A 20148-nucleotide genomic window follows, 5' to 3' on the forward strand; every position below is an offset into this window, starting at 1 on the left:
TTTACCGGGTCCAACCACCCCTGCCCCTCCTTATCCAAGGAGGGGAGCAAGCCTTACTTCTTTAGCTGTTTTACGTTTAGCATTCCTAAACAATAATCTTGCTTTCATACTGGTGTAAGAATGGCTTTACATAATAGGAAATACTTAAAAACCAATCGGCAGGAGTTGCGCAGCAGCATGACACCTGCAGAGGCAGAGCTCTGGAGACACCTGAAAGGTGGAAGATTAGGAGAGAGAAAATTCAGGCGCCAACACAGCATAGCTAATTACATCCTTGATTTCTACTGCCCTTCTGAACAGCTAGCCATTGAGTTGGATGGGCAGGTGCACAATAATATAATTGCAGAGTATGCTGATCTGGAACGTGATCAGTATCTTAGAAAGCTAAACATCCGCGTACTCCGTTTTGAAAACAAAGAGGTATTTGATAAGTTGGAAAACGTACTCCAAGAGATTAAGGATAGCTTTAGTAACAAGTAGCTAAAACTACAATTGCTAATCAGTAAGTAAAGCTCCCCTCCTTGGATAAGGAGGGGCAGGGGTGGTTGGACCCGGTATTGCAGAATGACTAACTCTTCGTCTACTTCCTTACCCGCTCTGAAATAAACTCCTGCAGCCCCTGCTCGAACAGCTCTACTTCCTCCTTAGTGTTATAAGGAGCGAGTCCGATTCTTATCCAGCCGCCCATCGGGTTTACGCCCAGCTTATCAGCCATGGTGGAGGCATAAAAGTGGCCGTCGGCAATGCACATGTTATAGCGCTCGGCAAACCAGCTGGTAACCTCGCGGGCATTCACCTGGTTCAGGGTAAAGGCAAAGGTTGGTGTTTTGGGTGTGCCTGCCGGGGCGCGGTAAAGGTTTACCTCAGGTATGCTTCTTAAAAAGCTTTCAATGCGCTCTCCCAGTTGCAGTTCATGTTCCTCAATGTGCTGCATACCGGATACTATACGCTCCCTTCGGGTAGTGCCTTCTCCCTGGCTCTCGATGAAGGCTATCGCCCCGATCAGGCCTGCTATGGCTTCGTGGTTCTGAGTGCCGGTTTCAAGCTTATCGGGTATCTCCTGCGGGGCTGGCTTTAGCTTGTACACAGGTAGCTTCTCAAACAAGGAAGCCGCTATTGCAGCAATTCCTATGTGCGGACCAAAAAACTTGTAGGCGGAGCACAGCAGCACATCGCAGCCGAGTTTCTTAAAGTCCATTGTAAGGTGCGGAACAGCATGAACGGCGTCTATCACCACAATTGCATTTACTTCTTTGGCCCTGGCAATGATACGGGTAATATCTGTTACCGTACCGGTTACGTTCGAGGACATGCCAACCGCTACCAGTCTTGTGTTCTCCGTGATGATCTCTTCCAGCTTGTCCAGCTCCAGGGTGTATGTCTCAGGACTTACTTTTATAAATTTTACACCTGCATCCTTATCATTGGCGAGTGTCACCCAGGGGTCCACGTTAGCGCGGTGGTCCAGTTCGGTTACCACAACTTCATCTGCCCCTGTAATAAACTGCCCTAAGCTTCTGGCAATGGAAAAAGCCAGTGAGGTCATGTTCTGTCCGAAGGCAACCTCTTCCGGCAAGCAGTTGAGCAGGTCTGCCACTGCCGCTCGGCCGTCCAGCAGCAACGCATCCGTTTTTACGCTGGTCGGGAAGGCCCCGTGCAAGTTAGCCATTCCATCCGTGATGTAACCTATCATTCCATCAATAGCCTGCTGTGCCATCTGCGTACCACCAGGACCATCAAAAAAGATGTACGGCTTCTTGTTATCTGTTTCTCTTAATGCTGGGAACGCTGCACGCAACTGCTGTATTGAAAACTGGCTCATGGACTGCTTTTTAAGGTTCATGTTTAGCTAAAAAATCACCGCTATCGCACCTGCTCTGGCGCGACCACTCTCGCTTACGCTAAGCTTTGTAACAGGCAAGATAAAAGATTTTTCCAAACCGAATTAACTTCTCCTGAGAAGCAAAATAAAGATGCGCACTTTAGTAAATGATGTGTAGCATTTTTTTTATATCAGAAAGAACCTTTTTTTGTTTTGTCTCGCATAAGTAATAATGTAGAGCCCTGAGGCACAGGTTGTAGCGATTATGCCTCCGTTTTACCCCTTCTTTCTGAAAAACAACCAGATTCTGCCCATATGAAGACGTATGACGAAAAACACATCAAGAACGTAGCGCTGATAGGCCCTGCAAAAAGCGGCAAGACCACCCTCGCCGAAACCATGCTTTATGAAGCAGGGATCATCAACCGACGTGGCACGGTAGAGGAAAACAGCACGATCTCCGACTACCACGAGGTGGAGCATGAGCGGGGAAGCTCCGTGTATGCAACCAGCCTGCACACCGAATGGCGCGACTACAAGATCAATATCATGGATACGCCCGGTTTAGACGACTTCATTGGCGAAGTGATCTCTTCCATCAGGGTGTGTGACACGGCCGTGCTCTTGCTCAATGCACAAAACGGCGTGGAAGTAGGTACAGAACTGCTTTGGAATTATGTAGACCGGTACCAGAAACCTACCATCCTGGCTGTTAACCAACTGGATTCCGGCAGGGCTAACTTTAAACAGACTATTGAGGAAGCAAAGGCATACTTTGGCTCGGCAGTTACGGTAATGCAGTACCCCCTAAATGCTGGCCTGGGCTTCGACAGCATCATTGACCTGCTGAAGATGGTAATGTATAGGTTTCCGGAAGATGGTGGCAAACCTGAGAAATTACCGATCCCTGACAGCGAAAAGGAGCGAGCCAATGAGCTACACAACGAACTGGTAGAAAAAGCTGCAGAGAATGATGAGGATCTGATGGAGAAGTATTTTGAGAAGGGAACACTTGATGAAGATGAAATGCGGCAGGGTCTTAAGATAGGCATGATGAAACATGAAGTGTTCCCGGTATTCTGCCTCTCCGGGAAGAAAGACATGGGCTCCGGTCGTATGATGGGCTTTATAGATAACGTGGCCCCATCTGCTATTGAAATGCCTGCTGAGCATACCGAAGAAGGGCAGGAGGTACCATGTGATCCAAGTGCGCCTACCCGCCTTTTTATATTTAAAACCTTGGTAGAGCCTCGCCTGGGCCGTTTGTCCTTTTTTAAAGTGATGGCCGGGGAAGTAAACGTGGGCATGGAACTGCAGAATGAAAAAACAGGCACCACAGAGCGGATCGGGCAGCTGTTCATTGCTGATGGCAAGAACCGTAACCCGGTTGATAGCCTGAAAGCAGGTGATATTGGTTGTACCCTAAAGCTAAGAAACACCTATACCCATCACACTTTAAATGGGAAAGGAGCTACAGGTAATATCGAGCCGATCCAATTTCCAGACCCTAAACTACGGATGGCCATTACGGCTGCAAACAAGCAGGACGAGGAGAAGCTGGGAGAGGTACTCCAGGAGATCCATGTAGAGGATCCTACTGTAGAAGTGACGTATGACCAGGAACTGCGGCAACTTATTATCGCCACTCAAGGCGAGTTGCACTTAATGGTAACTAAGTGGCGACTGGAGCATGTGTATAAGATGCAGGTAGAGCTGCAACCGGTAAAGATACCGTACAGGGAAACCATCCAGCGGGCAGTTACCTCCAGCTATCGCCACAAAAAGCAGTCTGGTGGCTCTGGTCAGTTCGGGGAAGTATCCATGAAGGTGGAGCCTTACTACGAAGGCATGCCGCCGCTGAAAGAATATCCAATTCGGGGTACTGAAACCATAGACCTGCCCTGGGGCGGTAAGCTGGTGTTTAACAATTGCATTGTGGGTGGCGTAATAGATGCCCGTTTTCTGCCTTCTATCCTGAAAGGAGTGATGGAAAAAATGGAACAGGGGCCGCTTACAGGTTCTTATGTACGCGATGTGCAGGTGAGCGTGTTTGATGGTAAAATGCACCCCGTAGACAGCAATGACATTTCTTTTAAAATTGCCGGAATGATGGCTTTCAAAGATGCCTTTTTGCAGGCGGAGCCCCAGTTGCTGGAACCTGTGTACGAAGTGGAGGTGTTGGTGCCAACTTCGCTGCTCGGGGATGTAATGACGGAACTGCAGATTCGCAGAGGCATTATCACAACCATGGAAATGGAAAGTGACCACCAGGTGATCAAGGCTAAAGTGCCGCTGGCAGAACTTGACAAGATGCTAGCGTCTTTGCGTAACCTGAGCCAGGGAAGGGCCATCGTACGCAGCCACTTCTCCGAATACGCTCCTGTGCCTGCTGACCTGCAGAAACGTGTTAGCGAAGAGTATGGCAAAACCGAGCTTGCAGAGATGCATTAGAAACATATTAGATTGTTCAAGCCTTCCTCTGTTTTAGGGGAGGGCTTTTTGTTTAATGGGTGTCTATTTTCTCAGTACTAGCTGTAACTGGCTATGTGCTTGATACTCCTTAAACTCGAATTGAGATTTCTGCTTTTCTTGTTAGTCCGTTTCATCCTCAGTCTCAATTGCCTAACGTTTCATTTCTTGCTTTGGCTCCCTCTAGGCCGGGAGGCCTCGTCCTTCGGCATCGCGCGGTGTATCTGAAGCTGCCATCGGCTGCGCCTGCAGGCTGCCCTTTCGGGCACCGCAACAGCTACAAGGCGCTCAACCCAAGGACTGGGATCAGTTCGATAGCTACTGCTATTCCTACTGGCAAGGAAAGAGAAGGAGTAAAGCAGAAAGTCCCCCTTTGAAGGGGGTAGGGGGATGATTTACACCTGCGCTATGAAACTCCTGCCTCCACTTGAGCAGTAGCAGGCTCCCTTCCTGTGGGTAGGGACCCTTGAAAAAGACAAGAGCAGGCGTAAAAGTTGTTTCACAGGCAATCGTAATATTACATAGTATAAGAGACCGTAGCTATACAGGTAGCATTTAATAAGTTAAATAAAAGTTAAAGCTGTAGCTGTCAGACTATTTAGCACAACCTTTTCTGCCTTTTTCGTATACCCTCTTGTTGAAAAGTCTTATAATATATTAGTAACATCCTTTTTTTAATTCTTGCTCTTCGTTCAGCCACCCTCTATCAGGAGGAAAGGGCTGTTATGTTCTTTCTGAATTCTGATTAACGGAACTGTCACAATAAGCTAACGGCACGCTGACCCAAACTGCATATAAATCTTAATCCAATCAAAGTTAAACCACTTCAACCTGTTAAAGTATGACTGTACCATTTAAAACCGGCCTGTGTTATGCCGCCCTGGCAGCCTGCCTGGTGGCAGTACCACTAAGCGATGCAAATGCGCAAAAGCGAAAAGACAAGAAAAAAGATAAGAAGGAAGCCCCTACAGAGGCAGCAACTGCTCCTGCCGATAAAAAGGAGGGACCTAAAAAGTTATCTGAGGTTGTCAAGAAATGTAAGGCCTACCCGGGGCTCTTCACCATGTACCAGGATACAACCAGTGGCACAGCTTACCTGCTGGTTCGTAACGATCAGGTAGACAAGGAGTACATCTACTTCAACCACGTAACGGATGGGGTGCTGGATGCCGGTTATTTTCGGGGTGCCTATGGCGCGAATGGAGTCTTCTCGGTGCGACGCTACTTCGACCGGCTGGAGCTGGTAGGGGAGAACACTTCCTTCTATTTCGATGATAAAAATGCTCTGAAGCGGGCAGAAGCTGCTAACATTAACCGCCCGATCCTGGCCAGTCAGAAAATAGAAGCGGTGAACGACGACAACACTGCCTTCTTGATTAAGGCGGACGATATTTTCCTGGGTGAGGTATTGGGACAGGTAAAACCTTCGCCTAACCCAAACAGCAAGCCCGGCCAGTCGTTTGACCTGGGTAAGCTGAGCAAGGAGAAAACCAAAACAGCGGCTATCCACAATTACCCTGAAAACACCGATATTGTAGTGGAGTACGTTTTCGAGAATCCCTACCCGGTGCGTTATGGGTCTAGTGCCGTAACCGACAGCCGTAACGTGAGCGTGAAAATTCAGCACAGCCTGATTGAGATGCCGAAGAACGACTATAAGCCCCGCCTGGATGATCCGCGCGTAGGCTACTTTACCGACCAGGTAACCGACATGACAAGTCCTGCGGCTACACCTTACCGCGACCTGATCCACCGCTGGCACCTGGTAAAAAAAGATCCTAACGCTGCGCTCTCAGAGCCTGTAGAGCCTATAACCTGGTGGATAGAGAATACAACACCTCATGAATTCCGCCCAACCATAAAAGCGGCCCTGCTGCAGTGGAACAAAGCCTTTGAGAAAGCCGGTTTTAAAAATGCCGTGGTTGTAAAAGAGCAACCCGACGATGCCGACTGGGATGCTAGTGACATGCGCTATAACGTACTTCGCTGGACTTCCTCGCCTATACCTCCTTTTGGTGGCTATGGCCCAAGCTTTGTAAACCCACGCACAGGCCAGATTCTGGGTGCCGACATTATGCTGGAGTATGTGTTCGTAACAAACCGCCTGCAGTCGGGCCGAATCTTCAGTACCGCCGCCCTTGGCCTGGAAGAAGCTGATACAGAACTGGTGGACAACAGGCACTTCTGTAACCTGGGCAGTAAACTGCACCTGAACAATATGTTCGGCGCACAGGTGCTGGATGCCCTGGAAGGATCTTCTGCCATTGAGGTAGATAAAGATGACATGATCAAGCAGTCGCTTTACTACCTGGTGCTGCACGAGGTTGGTCATACACTGGGCCTGAACCATAACATGAAGTCCAGCCAGATGATACACCACAAAGACATTCACAACCGCGCCAAAGCCGAGCAGCTTGGCCTGACCGGCTCGGTAATGGATTATCCTTCCCTTAACCTTAGTGCTGACAAAGAGAAACAGGGACTATACTATACCACCACGCCTGGTCCTTATGACCTGTGGGCGATTGAATACGGCTATGCTCCGGTAGATGAGGGCAAGTTACGTACCATTCTTGCCCGCTCAACCGAACCTGCACTTACCTTCGGTAACGATGCCGACGACATGCGCTCTCCGGGTAAAGGTATAGACCCGCGGGTGATGATTGGTGATATGTCTGGTGACGCAGTGGGCTATGCCATTGAGCGTGTGGAGCTGGTTAAGAAAGCGTATCCTACACTTAAGAAAAAGCTGATCACCGATGATCAGTCTTACCACGAATTGCGAAACGCATACCTAGTGTTAACCGGCGAGCATGCCAACAGCCTTCGCGTAATCAGCCGCTACATTGGTGGAGTTTACGTAGACCGTGCCTTTAACAAGCAGGAGGGAGCTACCCAGCCGTTTACCCCGGTTCCGGCTGCCGAACAGAAGCGTGCTATGAAAGCGATAGCCAATCTGGGCTTTTCTCCGGATGCCTTTAATGTGCCGGATGGTCTTTATGCTTACCTGCAAACGCAGCGCCGTGGCTTCGACCATTTTGGCCGCAACGAGGATCCGCAGATCCATGCCCGCGTGCTCATGATTCACCAGGACCTGCTGAACCAGCTGATGCACAAGAACGTGTGGGAGCGTATTACGAACACGCAGCTTTACGGCAATGATTACAACCTGCACAACTTCGCTACGGACCTTACCGGAGCTATCTTTAAAGCAGACTTAGGTAAATCAGTGAATACGATGCGCCAGAACCTGCAGCAGGAGTATGTGGATCGGTTGGCAGCCATTGTGGAAGGAAAAGAGAGCTATGACCACGTATCAAAATCAGCAGCCTTCAGCCAGCTGAAAGCAATTCAGAGCATGATCCGTAGTAGTGCCAATGCCGGTGATGCCGCTACCCGTGCTCACCGCGATCACCTGAAGTATAAGATCGATATCGCCCTTGAGGCAAAGAAAGGTTAAATTATAACCGACATATAAAAGAAGAACGCTGCTCAGAAGACAGGCAGCGTTCTTTATTTTTATCATCCCCTGTTAAATCTATATCCGGCTCCTATGCTAAAGGAAAAGTTACTGAGGCGGGTATTGGTAAAATTAGTGGTGAGAGACACCTGCTCCCCATCATAACCGGTAGTGCTGAAAGTATAACTTCCAAAGTCAACCTTTCCTACATAGAAATACTGTGCCTGTAGGTCCATAAAAAACTTACTGTTAGCCGGGGTAATAAAACCAGTTTCCAGCACAAACCCTGGCTTAGCATACCTCTTTGCATCCTGCTTTTGTTCACCATACCATACAGGTCCGTTTACAAAATGAAAAGCCGGACCAGCCCCCGCTCTAAAATGCGTTGATTTAACAGGAAGATAACCTAACCCAGCAACTGTAGTCACCTTTGCATTTACGGTTAAGGGTTCGAACAGAGCTGCGTTACCAACAACTTCGCTTTCTCTATGGTTAAAGAGGCCTTTTACTTTGTATTTTTCCTTCACCGGCAGTCTTACTCCCAATTGAATAGCACCCTCGTTTCGGGTAGGGTTCTTCCCACTGCCAAAAAAGCCCGCAGCAGTAGACTCCCACCCAAAACCATCTTTCCGCATCTGCTTTTTAAGGTCCTGGCCTGGCCCAAAGCTTAACGCTGAGAAATGCAGTGTTACTTCCGGCCCTTTTAAAGGAGCATCCTGTTGGGCAAAAGCAGTTTTGCCCATTAACAGCAACAAAATGGGGAGAAGCATTTTCTTCATGCAGTTTAGGATAAGGAGGTACGGTATTGTATACGATTTATCTAAAATACATTATTATTTAAACATGGAAAAGTAAATACCTGTTAAACTTTTGACACACAAAGCCCTCCCCTTTACCTGTTGCTTTGGATAGGCATCCAGATGTCAAAGGTAGTGCCCTTGTTTACAACAGAGTGCGCATCTAAAGTACCTTCCAGGCTTTCTACCAGGTATTTAACCAAAGGCAGGCCAAAACCAAATCCATGCTCACCTCCTGTGCCATCTGTAGAAGCCGATGACTGACCACCTAAGATCGTATCCATTTGTTTCTTCTCCAGCCCGATGCCAGAGTCATTCACCTGTATGTGTAATATCCGGGTATCTTCCTCTTCAATCAGATCCAGGTCCACTGACACCTGCCCGTGAGCAGGCGTAAATTTAATGGCATTTGAGATGAGGTTACCTGTAATCTGCAGCAGTTTGTTCTTAGGGAAAGGAGCTACACTTTCAGGCGGATCAATATTAACCGTAAAGCTGATCTCCTTGTTCTGTGCCTGTGGCTGGTATAGCTTCTCGAGCTTTTCCTTAAACAACTGAAGGTTTAGCTCATACTCCCTCAGTTGTGGCTCCTCTTTTTTACTGGTTTTAAGTTCAGTATTCAGGATCTCGTCCGCAAGCTCCAGCAGGGAGGTCCCGCTCTTATGGATCATGCGTATGAACTCCAGCACCTCCTCAATATTGTTCTTTTCTCCTTTCCGGATCAACAGGTCAGCCAGGCCAATAATGCCGCCAATGGGACCCCTGATATCATGTGCTACCCTTTTCTTCACCTCCCTGGCTTCGTGCAGGTCATGGCTGAGCGAGTTGACGACCTGCAATATCATCAGGCGGTTTACTATTTCATCGGCTATGATTCTCAGGAGCTCCACCTTCTCCGGACTCAGCTCCTTTTCCTGCTGGTCCATAACACACAGGGCACCTAAGTTTTGCCCCGTCTTCGTTTTAAGCGGGATCCCGAAGTAGTACCCCAGCTTAGGTCCATCTGCAACATAAGGCTTGTCTTTAAAACGTTGGTCCAGTTTCAGGTCTTTCACCTCAAACTGCTCCTCCTCCATAATGGTGTACTGGCAAACAGAATCTTCACGCGGCATCTGCTCCAGGGGTAAACCAAAGTTTGAAATGGTCCATTGGGTATAGGAGTCGATCAGGTTCACTAAGGATATATTGGTTCCCGATACACGGGCAGCCAGTTTTACAAGGTCTTTAAAGCTTTCATTTAGGTTGGAGTAATCTAAGTCCAGGTCGCTGAGGGTTATTACGCGGTCAAACTCATCGGCTGGAACAGGCGGCTTCTGGTGCATAAGCTATAGTTAATAATAAAGTGCAACAGTAAAAAGGATATTTACAGGATAGGGTTCAAATTTAAGTAAGTTTATCTGCAAACGTATACATAGTAAATGGCATGTGAACACACTTATTCCTTATGCTTTGCCAATTTGTGCCCAATTGCCTCTGCGAGGAGTAGAGCCTGAAAGGAAAACGAAAGAGCAGCAAAAATTAAGTTGCTGCTCTTTCGTTGGTTATGATTTAGTTCAGAACTGTTTTTAACAAGTACAGCCTGCTATTAACTTAGTCGTAGCTGTTCTTTTTCTTTTCCTGCTTGGCGGCTTTCTTTTCCTTTTCGGTTTTAGCCGGCTTCTTTTTCACGTCTTTCTTAGCGTCTTTAGATTTTGCCATGATTTTAGGGTTAATGGTTTAGCTAAAGGTACATTTTTTTTTGATTTGAACAGAGATGATTTCGGGGACAGCAAAAAACAAAATAAACATTCGCCTAAGTCGCTGGTTCATATATACAACCAACAATTATAAAATTATGAAAAAAATAAGCATTTTTATCTTCGCAGCGCTTCTGTTATCCGGATGCAACAACAGCGAACCCGCTACAGAAAGCTCAGAAGTAGTAACCCAGGATACAGAGGCTATGGCCACAGAGGCACCTATGGAAACTGAGAAGCCAAATATTGTGGCGCTTGCCTCCAACACTCCCTCTTTATCAACTTTAGTGAAAGCCTTACAGGCGGCAGATCTGGCTGGTACTTTGCAGGAAGGCGGTCCTTACACCGTTTTTGCGCCAACCGATGAAGCTTTTGCCGCACTGCCAGCCGGTACCCTGGATAACCTGCTGAAGCCTGAGAACAAGCAGCAGCTCGTGGACATCCTGACCTACCACGTAACCGAAGGAAACGTGATGGCTTCGGATCTATCGGACGGCATGATGGTAAATACGCTGAACGGCAAGGAACTGAAAGTAATGATAAACGGAGATAAAGTTATGATCAACGATGCCACTGTTACGATGCCAAATGTAGAGGCATCAAACGGTGTGGTACATGTGGTCGATAAAGTGATACTGCCGCCAAGTATGTAAGATTAAAAAATACTTTGCACCTGAAGCCAGCCGGACAATAAAACATCTGGCTGGCTTTTTTGTGTCCTGTTCACTTATCCCTGGTTTGCGGTAGCGTTTGTGCGCAGGTAACGGCTCATCTCTTCGCCGATCTGCAGCAGGCTGCTCTTCTCCTCCTCTGTAAAATCATAGGGTAAAGGCTTTGCGATGCCAAGCGTGCCGTACAACTCCCCATCCAGCAGCATCGGAACAGCAATGGAGCCCTCTACTTTTGTCTCTTTTGCTGCAGGCCGTGCCACGCCGGAAGTATCCGTCTGCAGGTTGCACATCTCCACTGGTTTTTTCCGTTCTGCGGCAATGCCGGCCATCCCTTTCCCTACGGGTATCTCCGTCATTTTAGGGAGTAGAAATGGAGGTATGCCCTTCTCTGCCTTTAGCTCCAGCAGCTTTGTTTCCCGGTTATAGGTATGAAGGGTGCCTGTGGAGCAGTCAAAGGTGGCGATGATATCTGTCAGCAGCTCTTTCCAGTTCACCGGAGCCGCTGTGTTTCGGAGGGTGGATAAAATACTTGACGGAGTAGTTTGCATAAGCGTACGTTAAAGGTGGTTTTCCTGGAGAATACGGTAAAATCAGGAAAGGTGTCTGCCTGAAACGAGATTTTTCAGGATTGCGGCTCTGCTAAACCTTTACCCTTGAGAATTCACCACCTGTAGCTGCTCACCAGGAGTGCCACTGAGGAGATGTACCTGTTACTGACTATGCACGTCAGGAGTAATGCACATCAAGTTCTTTCGCCTCAAGGCCCAGCGCAATGCCTCTTCTCAGGATGTTAGCACTGGGGTGTGAGGGATCACGCAGCTCCTTTTCTATGTCACGGATCGTTGTCTTCAGCGAATCGCCTTCGAAGAAGCAGAACCACAGTTCTTTGTCATTTTCCTCCTCACTCTCATCCTCTGCCTGCACCTGCAGCTCAATGTAGCGTAGTCGCTCGATCAGTGCATCCAGGTCTATCTTGTTGTCCAGGTAAAGGTCAAATGCTTCTCTGGCGATGGTGTTGTATTGGGGTTGTTTTGACATAGAGAGATGGTAAAGAATGAGGTGCAAGATATAAAGTATAAAATAATAAGTCTCTGTAACTCCTCCTAAAACGATTTTCATCTTATTTCCAGCACCATCATACTGTGCCCGACTTTCGCTCGCATCATTCCCGGTATAGTTCGCCACCTTGTTACGAACATACAGCATCTTTTGATAATGGTTTACCAAATAGGCTGTGTTAAGGTCATGACAGTCAAAATGTTAACGTATAATTTAAGTAGTGGTGTTGTTTGTTTTGCACCACATAAACTTAAATTTTAAATCGATGGAAGCACCTAATCAACAGGTGAATGGCTTCAAGCCTGAAGACATCACTGCAACCATAAATGCTCTGAAAGAAAACCCGGCCATGGCCAAATTTGAGTGGCGTGTGCGTAACAAATGGATCAACGGAGGGCACAACAGGAGCAACATCCAGGACTTTTACGGCGGTGGGAAAGAAGACACCTCCAGAACCAGGCCTTTTGTTGTGGACAACGGGGAGCCACCTATCCTTTTAGGTAACAACGAAGGTCCTAACCCGGTGGAGTTTATACTGCATGGCCTGGCCGGATGCATGACAACCACAATGGTATTACACGCTGCTGCCCATGGTATACCCATCGACAGTGTAGAAACAAAGCTGTCCGGTGACTGGGACGCCCAGGGTTTCCTTGGTCTTGATCCTACGGTAAGAAATGGCTACAAGCAGATACACATTGACTTCAAAATAGAAGGGGACCTAACAGACTCCCAAAAGGAGCAGCTTATTTCATTTGCCCAGAAGTCTCCTGTATACGATATCGTTACGCATGGTGTACCTGTAAATATAGGCTTACAGGAGCCTGAAGCAGTTGCTTAGTAACAGCGTTCAGCACGATAAAAGTAACCCCCTGCCTTATTATCCCGAGGCAGGGGCAGTGCTGTTAATTTAAGCAGCAAAGATTGCCCCTTCTAGCGCCGCGAGAGGCAGTGCCGTCAGCATAAGCAACTATGTCTGTCATCTCGACGATAGGAGAGATCTTTTTAAGATTACTGCAGTAAAATTTCAGTAGAGACCTCTCTGGACTTGAAATGACATCATTGCGAATGCCTCTTTCTACAAGCCGGAATACCAGATTATTTAAAGTATAAATTCACATAAAAACTACTACCAGAAACTATGAACAAGAAAGTAGCCATAAAAGCAGACGAAGGTGATAAATTCGACTTCGGGGGATTTGGGGTACAGTGGAAGATAGACGGACCAGACACTGGAAAGCGTTTCTCTGTTGTGCATCATCCGCTTGCGCCACGCGCACTTGCTGCCCCGCTGCATTACCATCACAACGAGGACGAGTATTCCTATGTAATTGAGGGGAAGCTGGGGGCAATGCTCGGCGACGATGTGGTGATTGCTGAGCCGGGCACCTGGGTGCTGAAGCCGCGCGGCCAGTGGCATACGTTCTGGAACGCGGGAGATTCGCCCTGCCAGATCATCGAGGTTATCTCACCGGCAGGTTTCGAGAACTTCTTTCGGGAGGTGGCAGCAGCATGGGGGGACATGAGCAAGTTTGCAGAGATAAACAAAAAGTACTCTCTTGACATGGACTTTGACAGCGTGCCCGGCTTATGCGAACGCTTCGGCCTTACCTTCCCGAAACTGGAACCAAAGAGCTAGAAATTAACAGATCGTTTTGCTGGCGGTGAGTTAACCTATGCTGATCATTGCGTTAGTAGCTGATAAGCTACCGTGTAACAAACCAGGTTATGTTAGAAGCTCTCTTTCCTTCAGCCAGTCAAAGATCAGGTGATCAACAGGAGAAGTAAGGTGCTTGTCTTTGTAGCTTAGCCACATGACCTCTTCTATCTCACTGGCCGGAAGTATAGCGCCGGTATAAGCCGCTTCGTAACAGGTCATCTTCACCTGCACGCCCTCTGCGTGGCTGTCGGCCTGCGCCTGGAAAATGCCGGTAAACCTAACGGAGTCTTAGATAAGGTTTATACTTAGCTCTTCCTGTATTTCCCTGTATAATGCCTGAAAGTCTGTTTCGCCGGCTTCCCGCTTTCCGCCTGGTATGTAGTATTTTGTTCTGCCTTTGCTGCGGGTGCTGAGTATCTTGCCGTCCCGGATCTCGATCCAGGCTAGTTTGTCTATTAGTTTCATGGGGTGGTAGGTTTTAGCTTCTGTAGCCGCCTTTGAAGACCTCGTTTACATGCCAGGTGGTGAATTCCGGATTAGGGTAGTAGGCCTTCTTTTGTGGTGGGTTAATGGATTTACCATGGTGCTGCTTTAACCACTCCTGAGCGCCAACACCATTTACTTCGTCGGATACCAGCATTCTCATTTCTTCTGTTACCGTAAAAGCACCCATATCAAACAGCTTGTGGTGTGTGGCACAAAGAGCTAATCCGTTTACCTCCACATCTGGACCGCCAGCCTGGTGCCACATGATATGTGCTGCCTCTAAAGCCAGCAACTGGTGACGCAGCCTCACACTAAAGCCGCATACTGCACACTGGTATTCATAGGCTTTAAGTATACTTTCCCTGAAAAGCGGGTCGCGTTTGCGGCTAGGTTTTTTTATTTGGCTTGCCCGATTAACTGTGATATCTAAGCCAACAGCGTCCAGTATATCCTGGTGTAATGTATCCGGGAAGTTTTGCTCAAGTATAACTTCGGCTATACTTATTAATAGTTTCGGGTCTTGTCTTAACTGTTGTATTATGTACTCCGGGAACTTGCCAGCTAAGTTGTGCTCGCGCAGAAACTTTGAAGTATAATCCTGCTTTGTGTTAATCAGATCAGGCTCGTTTAACTGCCAAAGCCCATCGTTGGGTAGTTTTGTAAACGGGAAGTTCGGGTAGTAGCTTTTTCTGTATGGTCCAAAGTCAATTAGCAGATCCTTCAGCTTAGGCTCTATACTTGTGTAAGGTATAAAACCAGCATTGCCTCTTTGTATTTCTCCTAAAGCCACAAGTATAAGCAAAGGCTTATGCGGTGCACGCGTGCCTTTGCTTTTCCAGGTATTGATGTTCTGGAAGTGGGAGAGGAGATCTTGCGGTGACAGTATTTTATTAACAAGTAAAGAAAAGAGATACTATAAGACCTAAAATTAGCCATTGTTTCTATAAATCCTAATCTATCATATGAGATTTTAATTTATCAGGAGAACTATGACTACGACTTGAATAGTCTGCTGCAGTACGCTTCACTATAAAGTCAAAATTCCTGTAGTAGGACTGAAGTAAGGTAATTTATAGAGATAAGCAGTTAATATAACTCCGCAGGGGTTGAGCCGCATGGCTATCATGAAATTATATTATTAGAGAAGAAATGATTAGCTACTTGTTATAGAAATACAAGTAACTAATCATTTTTAAAAATTATTTATAGAAATGACTGTGTACTTTTTCAATAAAGGCTACTTCTTCCTTATTTAACCTCTTTTCCTTAGTTCCTTCATGTGCCCATAAGTTTCTGTAGGAATTAAAGAACGATATCCATTTTAAAGATTTAGATTTGCTTCCTATACCTTCACCTACATCTATAGCAAAATCTTTTTCAAAGGTTTTAAAGTCACCATTATGTTGTTCTGGGAGCTTATTCCAATATTTTTCAATTATAGTTTTGTAGTCATTTATGTTAAACATTTCTGTCCAATGAACTACTTTTTTTCCTAAACCCTCCTTATAATGTTTTTCCATCTCTTGTTCGGCTCTGTTCTGACATTCACGTTTAATACTGTTAATCTCTAATTCCCAAACATCACCATATATACTCCTCATTTTATCAAGTACAAGAGATTTCATTTTTTTCTCAATATCAACACCTAGTGACCGACCTTTATTCTGAAGCTCCTCATCTTGCCTCTCATTCCAGTCTACAAGCTCTGCAGGATAATAATCAGGATGAGATTTGTTAATTATACTTTGAAAGAATCTTAGCCACTTGACATCGGCTCCTGCACCTAATAAGCTCAATTGTTTTTCTTTTTCATCTTCTGTAATTGTATTTCTCAAATATTCAAGCAAAGAATACAAATAGCTTTTAATGAATTCAAAGCGTTTATCGTTATCAGTATCTTTAGTAATTTTAGTTTTGTCTACTAAATGTCTATTCAAGCTCCCTATAAGACAGATAAAAGCAAATGTACCTCTGTTAGAAAATATGAAGGATTTTTCAGCATAATAGATATCGGAGTATTCTTGCTCTACAAAGTCATAACAAAGAGTTAACAGATGTACAATTTTCTTGCGAGAATTGTACATCTCTTTATTATGATCATGGTTGGATACATTATAAAGTGAGTATTTTATTGCATTATCGGAAAACTGATTACCTTTTGCACTAGGTAAAAGATCACTAGCTGATAATGCTGTTGAAAATGGTTTGAAAGCTAGAACTGCTTTGTCTTCACCAACAGAAATCTTTTCAAACAAAGGGCTTGATTGAGAATTAGCTAGTTGTTTAATAATAGATGATCTTAATGCTTTTATTCTCGAATCTGCTCTATCAGAACTCCAATACAAATCTTCTTCTAAGTCTAATCTTAAACTTGGGCTAACTGCTTTTTGATTTTCATTTATATCCATGAAAATCTTTAATTGCTCACTAGTATCTAAACTGTCGAAAGCAACCACAGGGATTGTGTTAGAGTTCTTATATTTAGAGTTAGCATATCCGTATACCCTGTGTTGGCCATCGATAATATATGCTATACCATAACTATTAGGAATTTTTAATGTCCCAAAACAAGATGATGATGATGAGACTTTTGAGCTTGCTTCGAACTGTGTTTTATGCTTCTTGTTACTGAAATTTATAATTATAGAATTTGGAAAATAACCTCCCTCGTCTATAAATTTTGTTATCCCTGATAGCCTACTGGGTACAAGTAATCTCTGATAAGTGGGAAGTTCAAACTCATTTGCTTTTGTTCTATGCAAAATGAATCCCATTTTAAGTAGTATTGATGGCTCTATTGAGAACATGTAGTATGATTTAGTTCCCATTTCTCCTTTTATTGCAGGTATTTCAATTCTATCTTTACTAATCAATTCGTTTTTAAACACTAAACCTAAAAATTGATAAAATGCAACGCTCTTATAATTTTTAATTAAGCTACTTAAATAGCTATAAGTATTGTTATTATAATGGAATGAATTTGTTGAAATAAATCTCTTCATGTCTTCACTATCTTGATCAATTCTGAGATTTCTTGTAGCAAAAACAAATTTAACCTTCAAGTTTCTTCCAAAGATTTGATGTAACACTTTCTTGAATCCATCTAAACGTAGACCAAGTAGTTCAAACTCATCTTTATAACTAGGTGCTTTCTTTAATTTTTCACTTGATTTACATTCAACAATAAAAGCCGTATCATCATTAATTGCTATTACGTCAATTTGTTTTTTGTCACAGCTGTTGTTACTGAAGTACAAACATAATTTTTCATCAAAGTTCATAGTTCTGTACCCTAGTTCATAGAACTGGCACCAAACATCATCTTCAAATTGTTTAGAATGTGTTTTAGGCTTACGTAATTTTGTTTTGGTTTTTAAAGGCTTTGTATATTCTTCCCATCCTTCTTTTATATAACCATCAACTAAAGAATGGTCTACACTAATAGTTTGATAGCTACTCTTCTTGGCTTTGTAGAGTTTTCCTAAGTATGATAAATCATTTGTTAATTTATTCTCAATCTCTGCAACTTTAGTTTGATCAATAAAAGCCATCTTCGTTTAAGTTTGTATTGTTATAAGTTCGTTAAAATCAGTTCAGAATATTTACCTCGTTTAGCATTTTTACCTCCTATAATACTTGCTCTGTCGACTTCATACATCCTATCCCCATTAGAAAAGATCTCTTTTACAACTTGATGGGCAGCATTTGTTAAAATATAAAATGCACCTCTTACTTTTATTTGTTTAATATAATCTGATAGTCTGTATTGATCTTCTAAAGAAAAGAGTTTCTGGTTATAATGTATAAACCCATTTTGATTATGAGTGACAGTATAGGGTGGATCTAAAAATATAAAGTCATCTTCTTTAACTTTTTGAAGAGTATCTTCAAAATCTTGTTTAATTATTTCTGTATTTTCTAACAATTTATTTACCTCAAATAAATTGTCAAAGTCGAAGTTGAAGCTGTTCCTACGTCCATAGGGAACATTATATTCACCTCTGGAATTAACTCTATATATACCGTTGAACGAAAGTTGATTGAGGAATATAAATTTTGCTGCTTCTTCTATTTTAGAGCTAAAAACTTGGCTTCTTATTTTATAATAAAACTCTTCTGATTTTTCGTAATTTTTTAAGGTTGAAACTGTTTCTTCTACATTATATTTTAGTTGATTGTAAACATTAATTAGTTCAGGGTTGCTGTCAGAAATTACTGCTTTTCTAGGTTTTAAATGAAAAAAAACGGAACCACCTCCTATAAAAGGCTCGTGATAGGTATTATATTTATTTATATCTACTAATTTATCAAGCTCCTTTAAAAACCATCTTTTCCCTCCTGCCCATCTTAAAAAAGGCTTAGCTTTTTCTATTTTATATTCCATTAAGTATTAAAGTATGAATATACCTTTAAGGTTAAATATTTCACCCAATTTAAGGCAAAGTTCATATATATGAAAGTGCCGTTTTTAATTTTCATTAATTTTAAAATAAGAATATTGTCTATAGCTTTAATTCCTCTGGAATTGATACTTTAAACACAGTTAAAATATGTAAGACCTACGACCACTCTGTATCTTATCTCCACATTTTCCAAATCTGTCGCACGAAATAATCAATATAATAAGTTCTGCTATTAGATATAATTAGATTCAATTCTTCAAAACCTTCTGTGCAAAGAATTTTGGTATATTTATTGAAAAGCCTGATGTTCTCATCACCAACCTCGACGGTTTTAAAGCAACCACAGCCTAAAACTAGAAAAAAACTATGCAGTTTAAAAGTAGACTTTCTGCTCTAAGTTCTGCTAATCTGGAAACTAAAGCAACCTTTCTACCTACCGCCAATAACTCACTAACTACCTTCCTAAACCTCCTACCACTATCTACGTTCTTTACCTATTAATCCAAATTAAAATAAGATAAAGCGAATGGGGCAGAAAACCATGATCGATGCCATTGAACAGCAGGAATGGCTTAAAACAGCAGGAGACGCTATACAGCCTGCGGTTGTAAATGCTTTTAAAGCAGGCGGAGAGGCCGGTAAGCAGGTTAAAGATATGCTGCACGGCACCTGGCTTGGCCATCCCCTGCATCCGGCTATCACAGATGTTCCCATTGGATCATGGACGACTGCCGCGGTGCTGGATACTATGGAATTAATGGGTAAGAAAAAGTACAAGCCAGGTGCCGATGCCGCTGTGGCAGTTGGCCTGGTGGGGGCAGTAGGTGCAGCAATAACAGGCATAACAGACTGGACCGGCACGACGAAGGAAAGGCGTAAACTCGGGCTGATGCATGGCATGCTGAATGCCGGTGCTGCAGCCCTTTATGTTACCTCGCTGGTGCTCCGCCGGCGCAAAAAGACCCGTGGAACTGCCATTGGCCTGTCTATGCTCGGCTATGGGGTGGTAAGTTTTGGTGCTTACCTGGGTGGGCACCTGGTGTTTGGCAAGCAGGTAGGCGTTGATCATACGGCTACGGCTGCAACTTATCCCGAAGGCTTTGTCTCTGTTTTACCGGAAAACGAGTTAGCCGAAAACACCATGCGCTGTGTTAAAGCCGGAGAGGTTCCGGTGCTGCTTGCCCGGAAGAACGGGGAGATATTCGCCCTCGCGAATACCTGCTCGCACCTCGGTGGGCCGCTTTCGGAAGGCCACCTGCATGAAGACGGTCATGTGCACTGTCCGTGGCACGGGTCTGTTTTCGATCTCAGAGATGGCAGCGTGGTACACGGTCCGGCAACGGAGCCGCAGCCCCGGTTTGAAGTGCGGGTAAAAAATGGTCAGATTGAGGTTCGGACCCCGAAAAAGGAAACCAGGTAAAGGATAGAAATAGCAGGGGCAAGGCAATAGCAAAGCAAGTCAGGAACCAAACAATCTTGTGGATCAATCAGTTAGTATAAGTACAAGCTGCTGGCTTGATTTTCTTATTATGTAATAAAACTTATGCGCCTATGATTCCCATGACTCCCAACACTGTCCTCGCTT

General features: G+C 44.6%; 17 protein-coding genes. 7 read left to right on the forward strand and 10 right to left on the reverse strand.

What is annotated here, in order from left to right; all coding sequences use genetic code 11:
* Positions 1-120 precede the first annotated feature (120 nt).
* Positions 121-480: an endonuclease domain-containing protein gene (locus tag ACFSRY_RS01625; RefSeq protein ID WP_377502761.1), complete on the forward strand. Its 360-nt coding sequence runs from the start codon at positions 121-123 to the stop codon at positions 478-480.
* Between the two features lie 100 nt (positions 481-580).
* Here ACFSRY_RS01625 and ACFSRY_RS01630 read toward each other — a convergent pair whose 3' ends face one another.
* Positions 581-1843, reverse strand: a complete 1263-nt coding sequence (locus tag ACFSRY_RS01630) for a cysteine desulfurase-like protein (RefSeq protein WP_377502763.1) — start codon at positions 1841-1843, stop codon at positions 581-583.
* 294 nt (positions 1844-2137) lie between these two features.
* Between ACFSRY_RS01630 and ACFSRY_RS01635 the strand changes: the two genes are divergently transcribed.
* Positions 2138-4273 carry an elongation factor G gene (locus tag ACFSRY_RS01635; RefSeq protein WP_377502766.1) on the forward strand — a complete coding sequence of 712 codons (2136 nt, stop codon included), beginning with the start codon at positions 2138-2140 and terminating at the stop codon, positions 4271-4273.
* A gap of 859 nt (positions 4274-5132) precedes the next feature.
* The gene (locus ACFSRY_RS01640; RefSeq protein ID WP_377502768.1) at positions 5133-7751 is read left to right on the forward strand and encodes a zinc-dependent metalloprotease; all 2619 of its coding nucleotides are present in this window, start codon (positions 5133-5135) and stop codon (positions 7749-7751) included.
* A 62-nt stretch (positions 7752-7813) separates the two neighbouring features.
* On the opposite strand, the gene ACFSRY_RS01645 is transcribed toward ACFSRY_RS01640, so the two are convergent.
* Both ACFSRY_RS01645 and ACFSRY_RS01650 read right to left on the reverse strand, forming a co-directional pair.
* Positions 7814-8530, reverse strand: a complete 717-nt coding sequence (locus tag ACFSRY_RS01645) for a hypothetical protein (protein WP_377502770.1) — start codon at positions 8528-8530, stop codon at positions 7814-7816.
* A 113-nt stretch (positions 8531-8643) separates the two neighbouring features.
* Positions 8644-9870 carry a GAF domain-containing sensor histidine kinase gene (locus ACFSRY_RS01650; protein ID WP_377502772.1) on the reverse strand — a complete coding sequence of 409 codons (1227 nt, stop codon included), beginning with the start codon at positions 9868-9870 and terminating at the stop codon, positions 8644-8646.
* 512 nt (positions 9871-10382) lie between these two features.
* Here ACFSRY_RS01650 and ACFSRY_RS01655 point away from each other — a divergent pair.
* Positions 10383-10937: a fasciclin domain-containing protein gene (locus tag ACFSRY_RS01655; protein ID WP_377502774.1), complete on the forward strand. Its 555-nt coding sequence runs from the start codon at positions 10383-10385 to the stop codon at positions 10935-10937.
* Between the two features lie 74 nt (positions 10938-11011).
* Here the strand turns inward: ACFSRY_RS01655 and ACFSRY_RS01660 are convergent, their stop codons facing one another.
* Together ACFSRY_RS01660 and ACFSRY_RS01665 are read right to left on the reverse strand one after the other, a co-directional pair.
* Positions 11012-11503: a GAF domain-containing protein gene (locus ACFSRY_RS01660; protein WP_377502776.1), complete on the reverse strand. Its 492-nt coding sequence runs from the start codon at positions 11501-11503 to the stop codon at positions 11012-11014.
* A gap of 178 nt (positions 11504-11681) precedes the next feature.
* Complete coding sequence (locus tag ACFSRY_RS01665) at positions 11682-12161, reverse strand: hypothetical protein (protein ID WP_377502778.1); 480 nt, start codon at positions 12159-12161, stop codon at positions 11682-11684.
* 118 nt (positions 12162-12279) lie between these two features.
* On the opposite strand from ACFSRY_RS01665, the gene ACFSRY_RS01670 reads away from it, so the two are divergent.
* Both ACFSRY_RS01670 and ACFSRY_RS01675 read left to right on the forward strand, forming a co-directional pair.
* A complete protein-coding gene (locus tag ACFSRY_RS01670) occupies positions 12280-12855 on the forward strand; it encodes an OsmC family protein (protein ID WP_377502780.1) in 576 nt (191 codons plus the stop codon).
* Positions 12856-13155: 300 nt separating this feature from the next.
* On the forward strand, positions 13156-13653 hold the full coding sequence (locus ACFSRY_RS01675; RefSeq protein WP_377502783.1) for a cupin domain-containing protein: 498 nt from the start codon (positions 13156-13158) through the stop codon (positions 13651-13653).
* A gap of 87 nt (positions 13654-13740) precedes the next feature.
* Here the strand turns inward: ACFSRY_RS01675 and ACFSRY_RS01680 are convergent, their stop codons facing one another.
* From ACFSRY_RS01680 to ACFSRY_RS01700, 5 genes are all read right to left on the reverse strand, one after another.
* A complete protein-coding gene (locus ACFSRY_RS01680; RefSeq protein ID WP_377502785.1) occupies positions 13741-13893 on the reverse strand; it encodes a hypothetical protein in 153 nt (50 codons plus the stop codon).
* A 69-nt stretch (positions 13894-13962) separates the two neighbouring features.
* Positions 13963-14139 carry an NUDIX hydrolase gene (locus ACFSRY_RS01685; RefSeq protein ID WP_377502787.1) on the reverse strand — a complete coding sequence of 59 codons (177 nt, stop codon included), beginning with the start codon at positions 14137-14139 and terminating at the stop codon, positions 13963-13965.
* A gap of 13 nt (positions 14140-14152) precedes the next feature.
* Positions 14153-15043, reverse strand: coding sequence for a phosphorothioated DNA-binding restriction endonuclease (locus tag ACFSRY_RS01690; protein WP_377503000.1), 891 nt, complete (start codon positions 15041-15043; stop codon positions 14153-14155).
* A 316-nt stretch (positions 15044-15359) separates the two neighbouring features.
* Positions 15360-17711 (reverse strand): DGQHR domain-containing protein, encoded by a 2352-nt coding sequence (locus ACFSRY_RS01695; protein ID WP_377502789.1) that lies wholly within the window; start codon positions 17709-17711, stop codon positions 15360-15362.
* Positions 17712-17731: 20 nt separating this feature from the next.
* Positions 17732-18544 (reverse strand): DNA adenine methylase, encoded by an 813-nt coding sequence (locus ACFSRY_RS01700; RefSeq protein WP_377502791.1) that lies wholly within the window; start codon positions 18542-18544, stop codon positions 17732-17734.
* 545 nt (positions 18545-19089) lie between these two features.
* Between ACFSRY_RS01700 and ACFSRY_RS01705 the strand changes: the two genes are divergently transcribed.
* Positions 19090-19983 (forward strand): Rieske 2Fe-2S domain-containing protein, encoded by an 894-nt coding sequence (locus ACFSRY_RS01705; protein ID WP_377502793.1) that lies wholly within the window; start codon positions 19090-19092, stop codon positions 19981-19983.
* The last annotated feature ends 165 nt before the right edge of the window (positions 19984-20148 follow it).

It is taken from the genome of Pontibacter locisalis (assembly GCF_042684605.1).
Lineage (GTDB): Bacteria > Bacteroidota > Bacteroidia > Cytophagales > Hymenobacteraceae > Pontibacter > Pontibacter locisalis.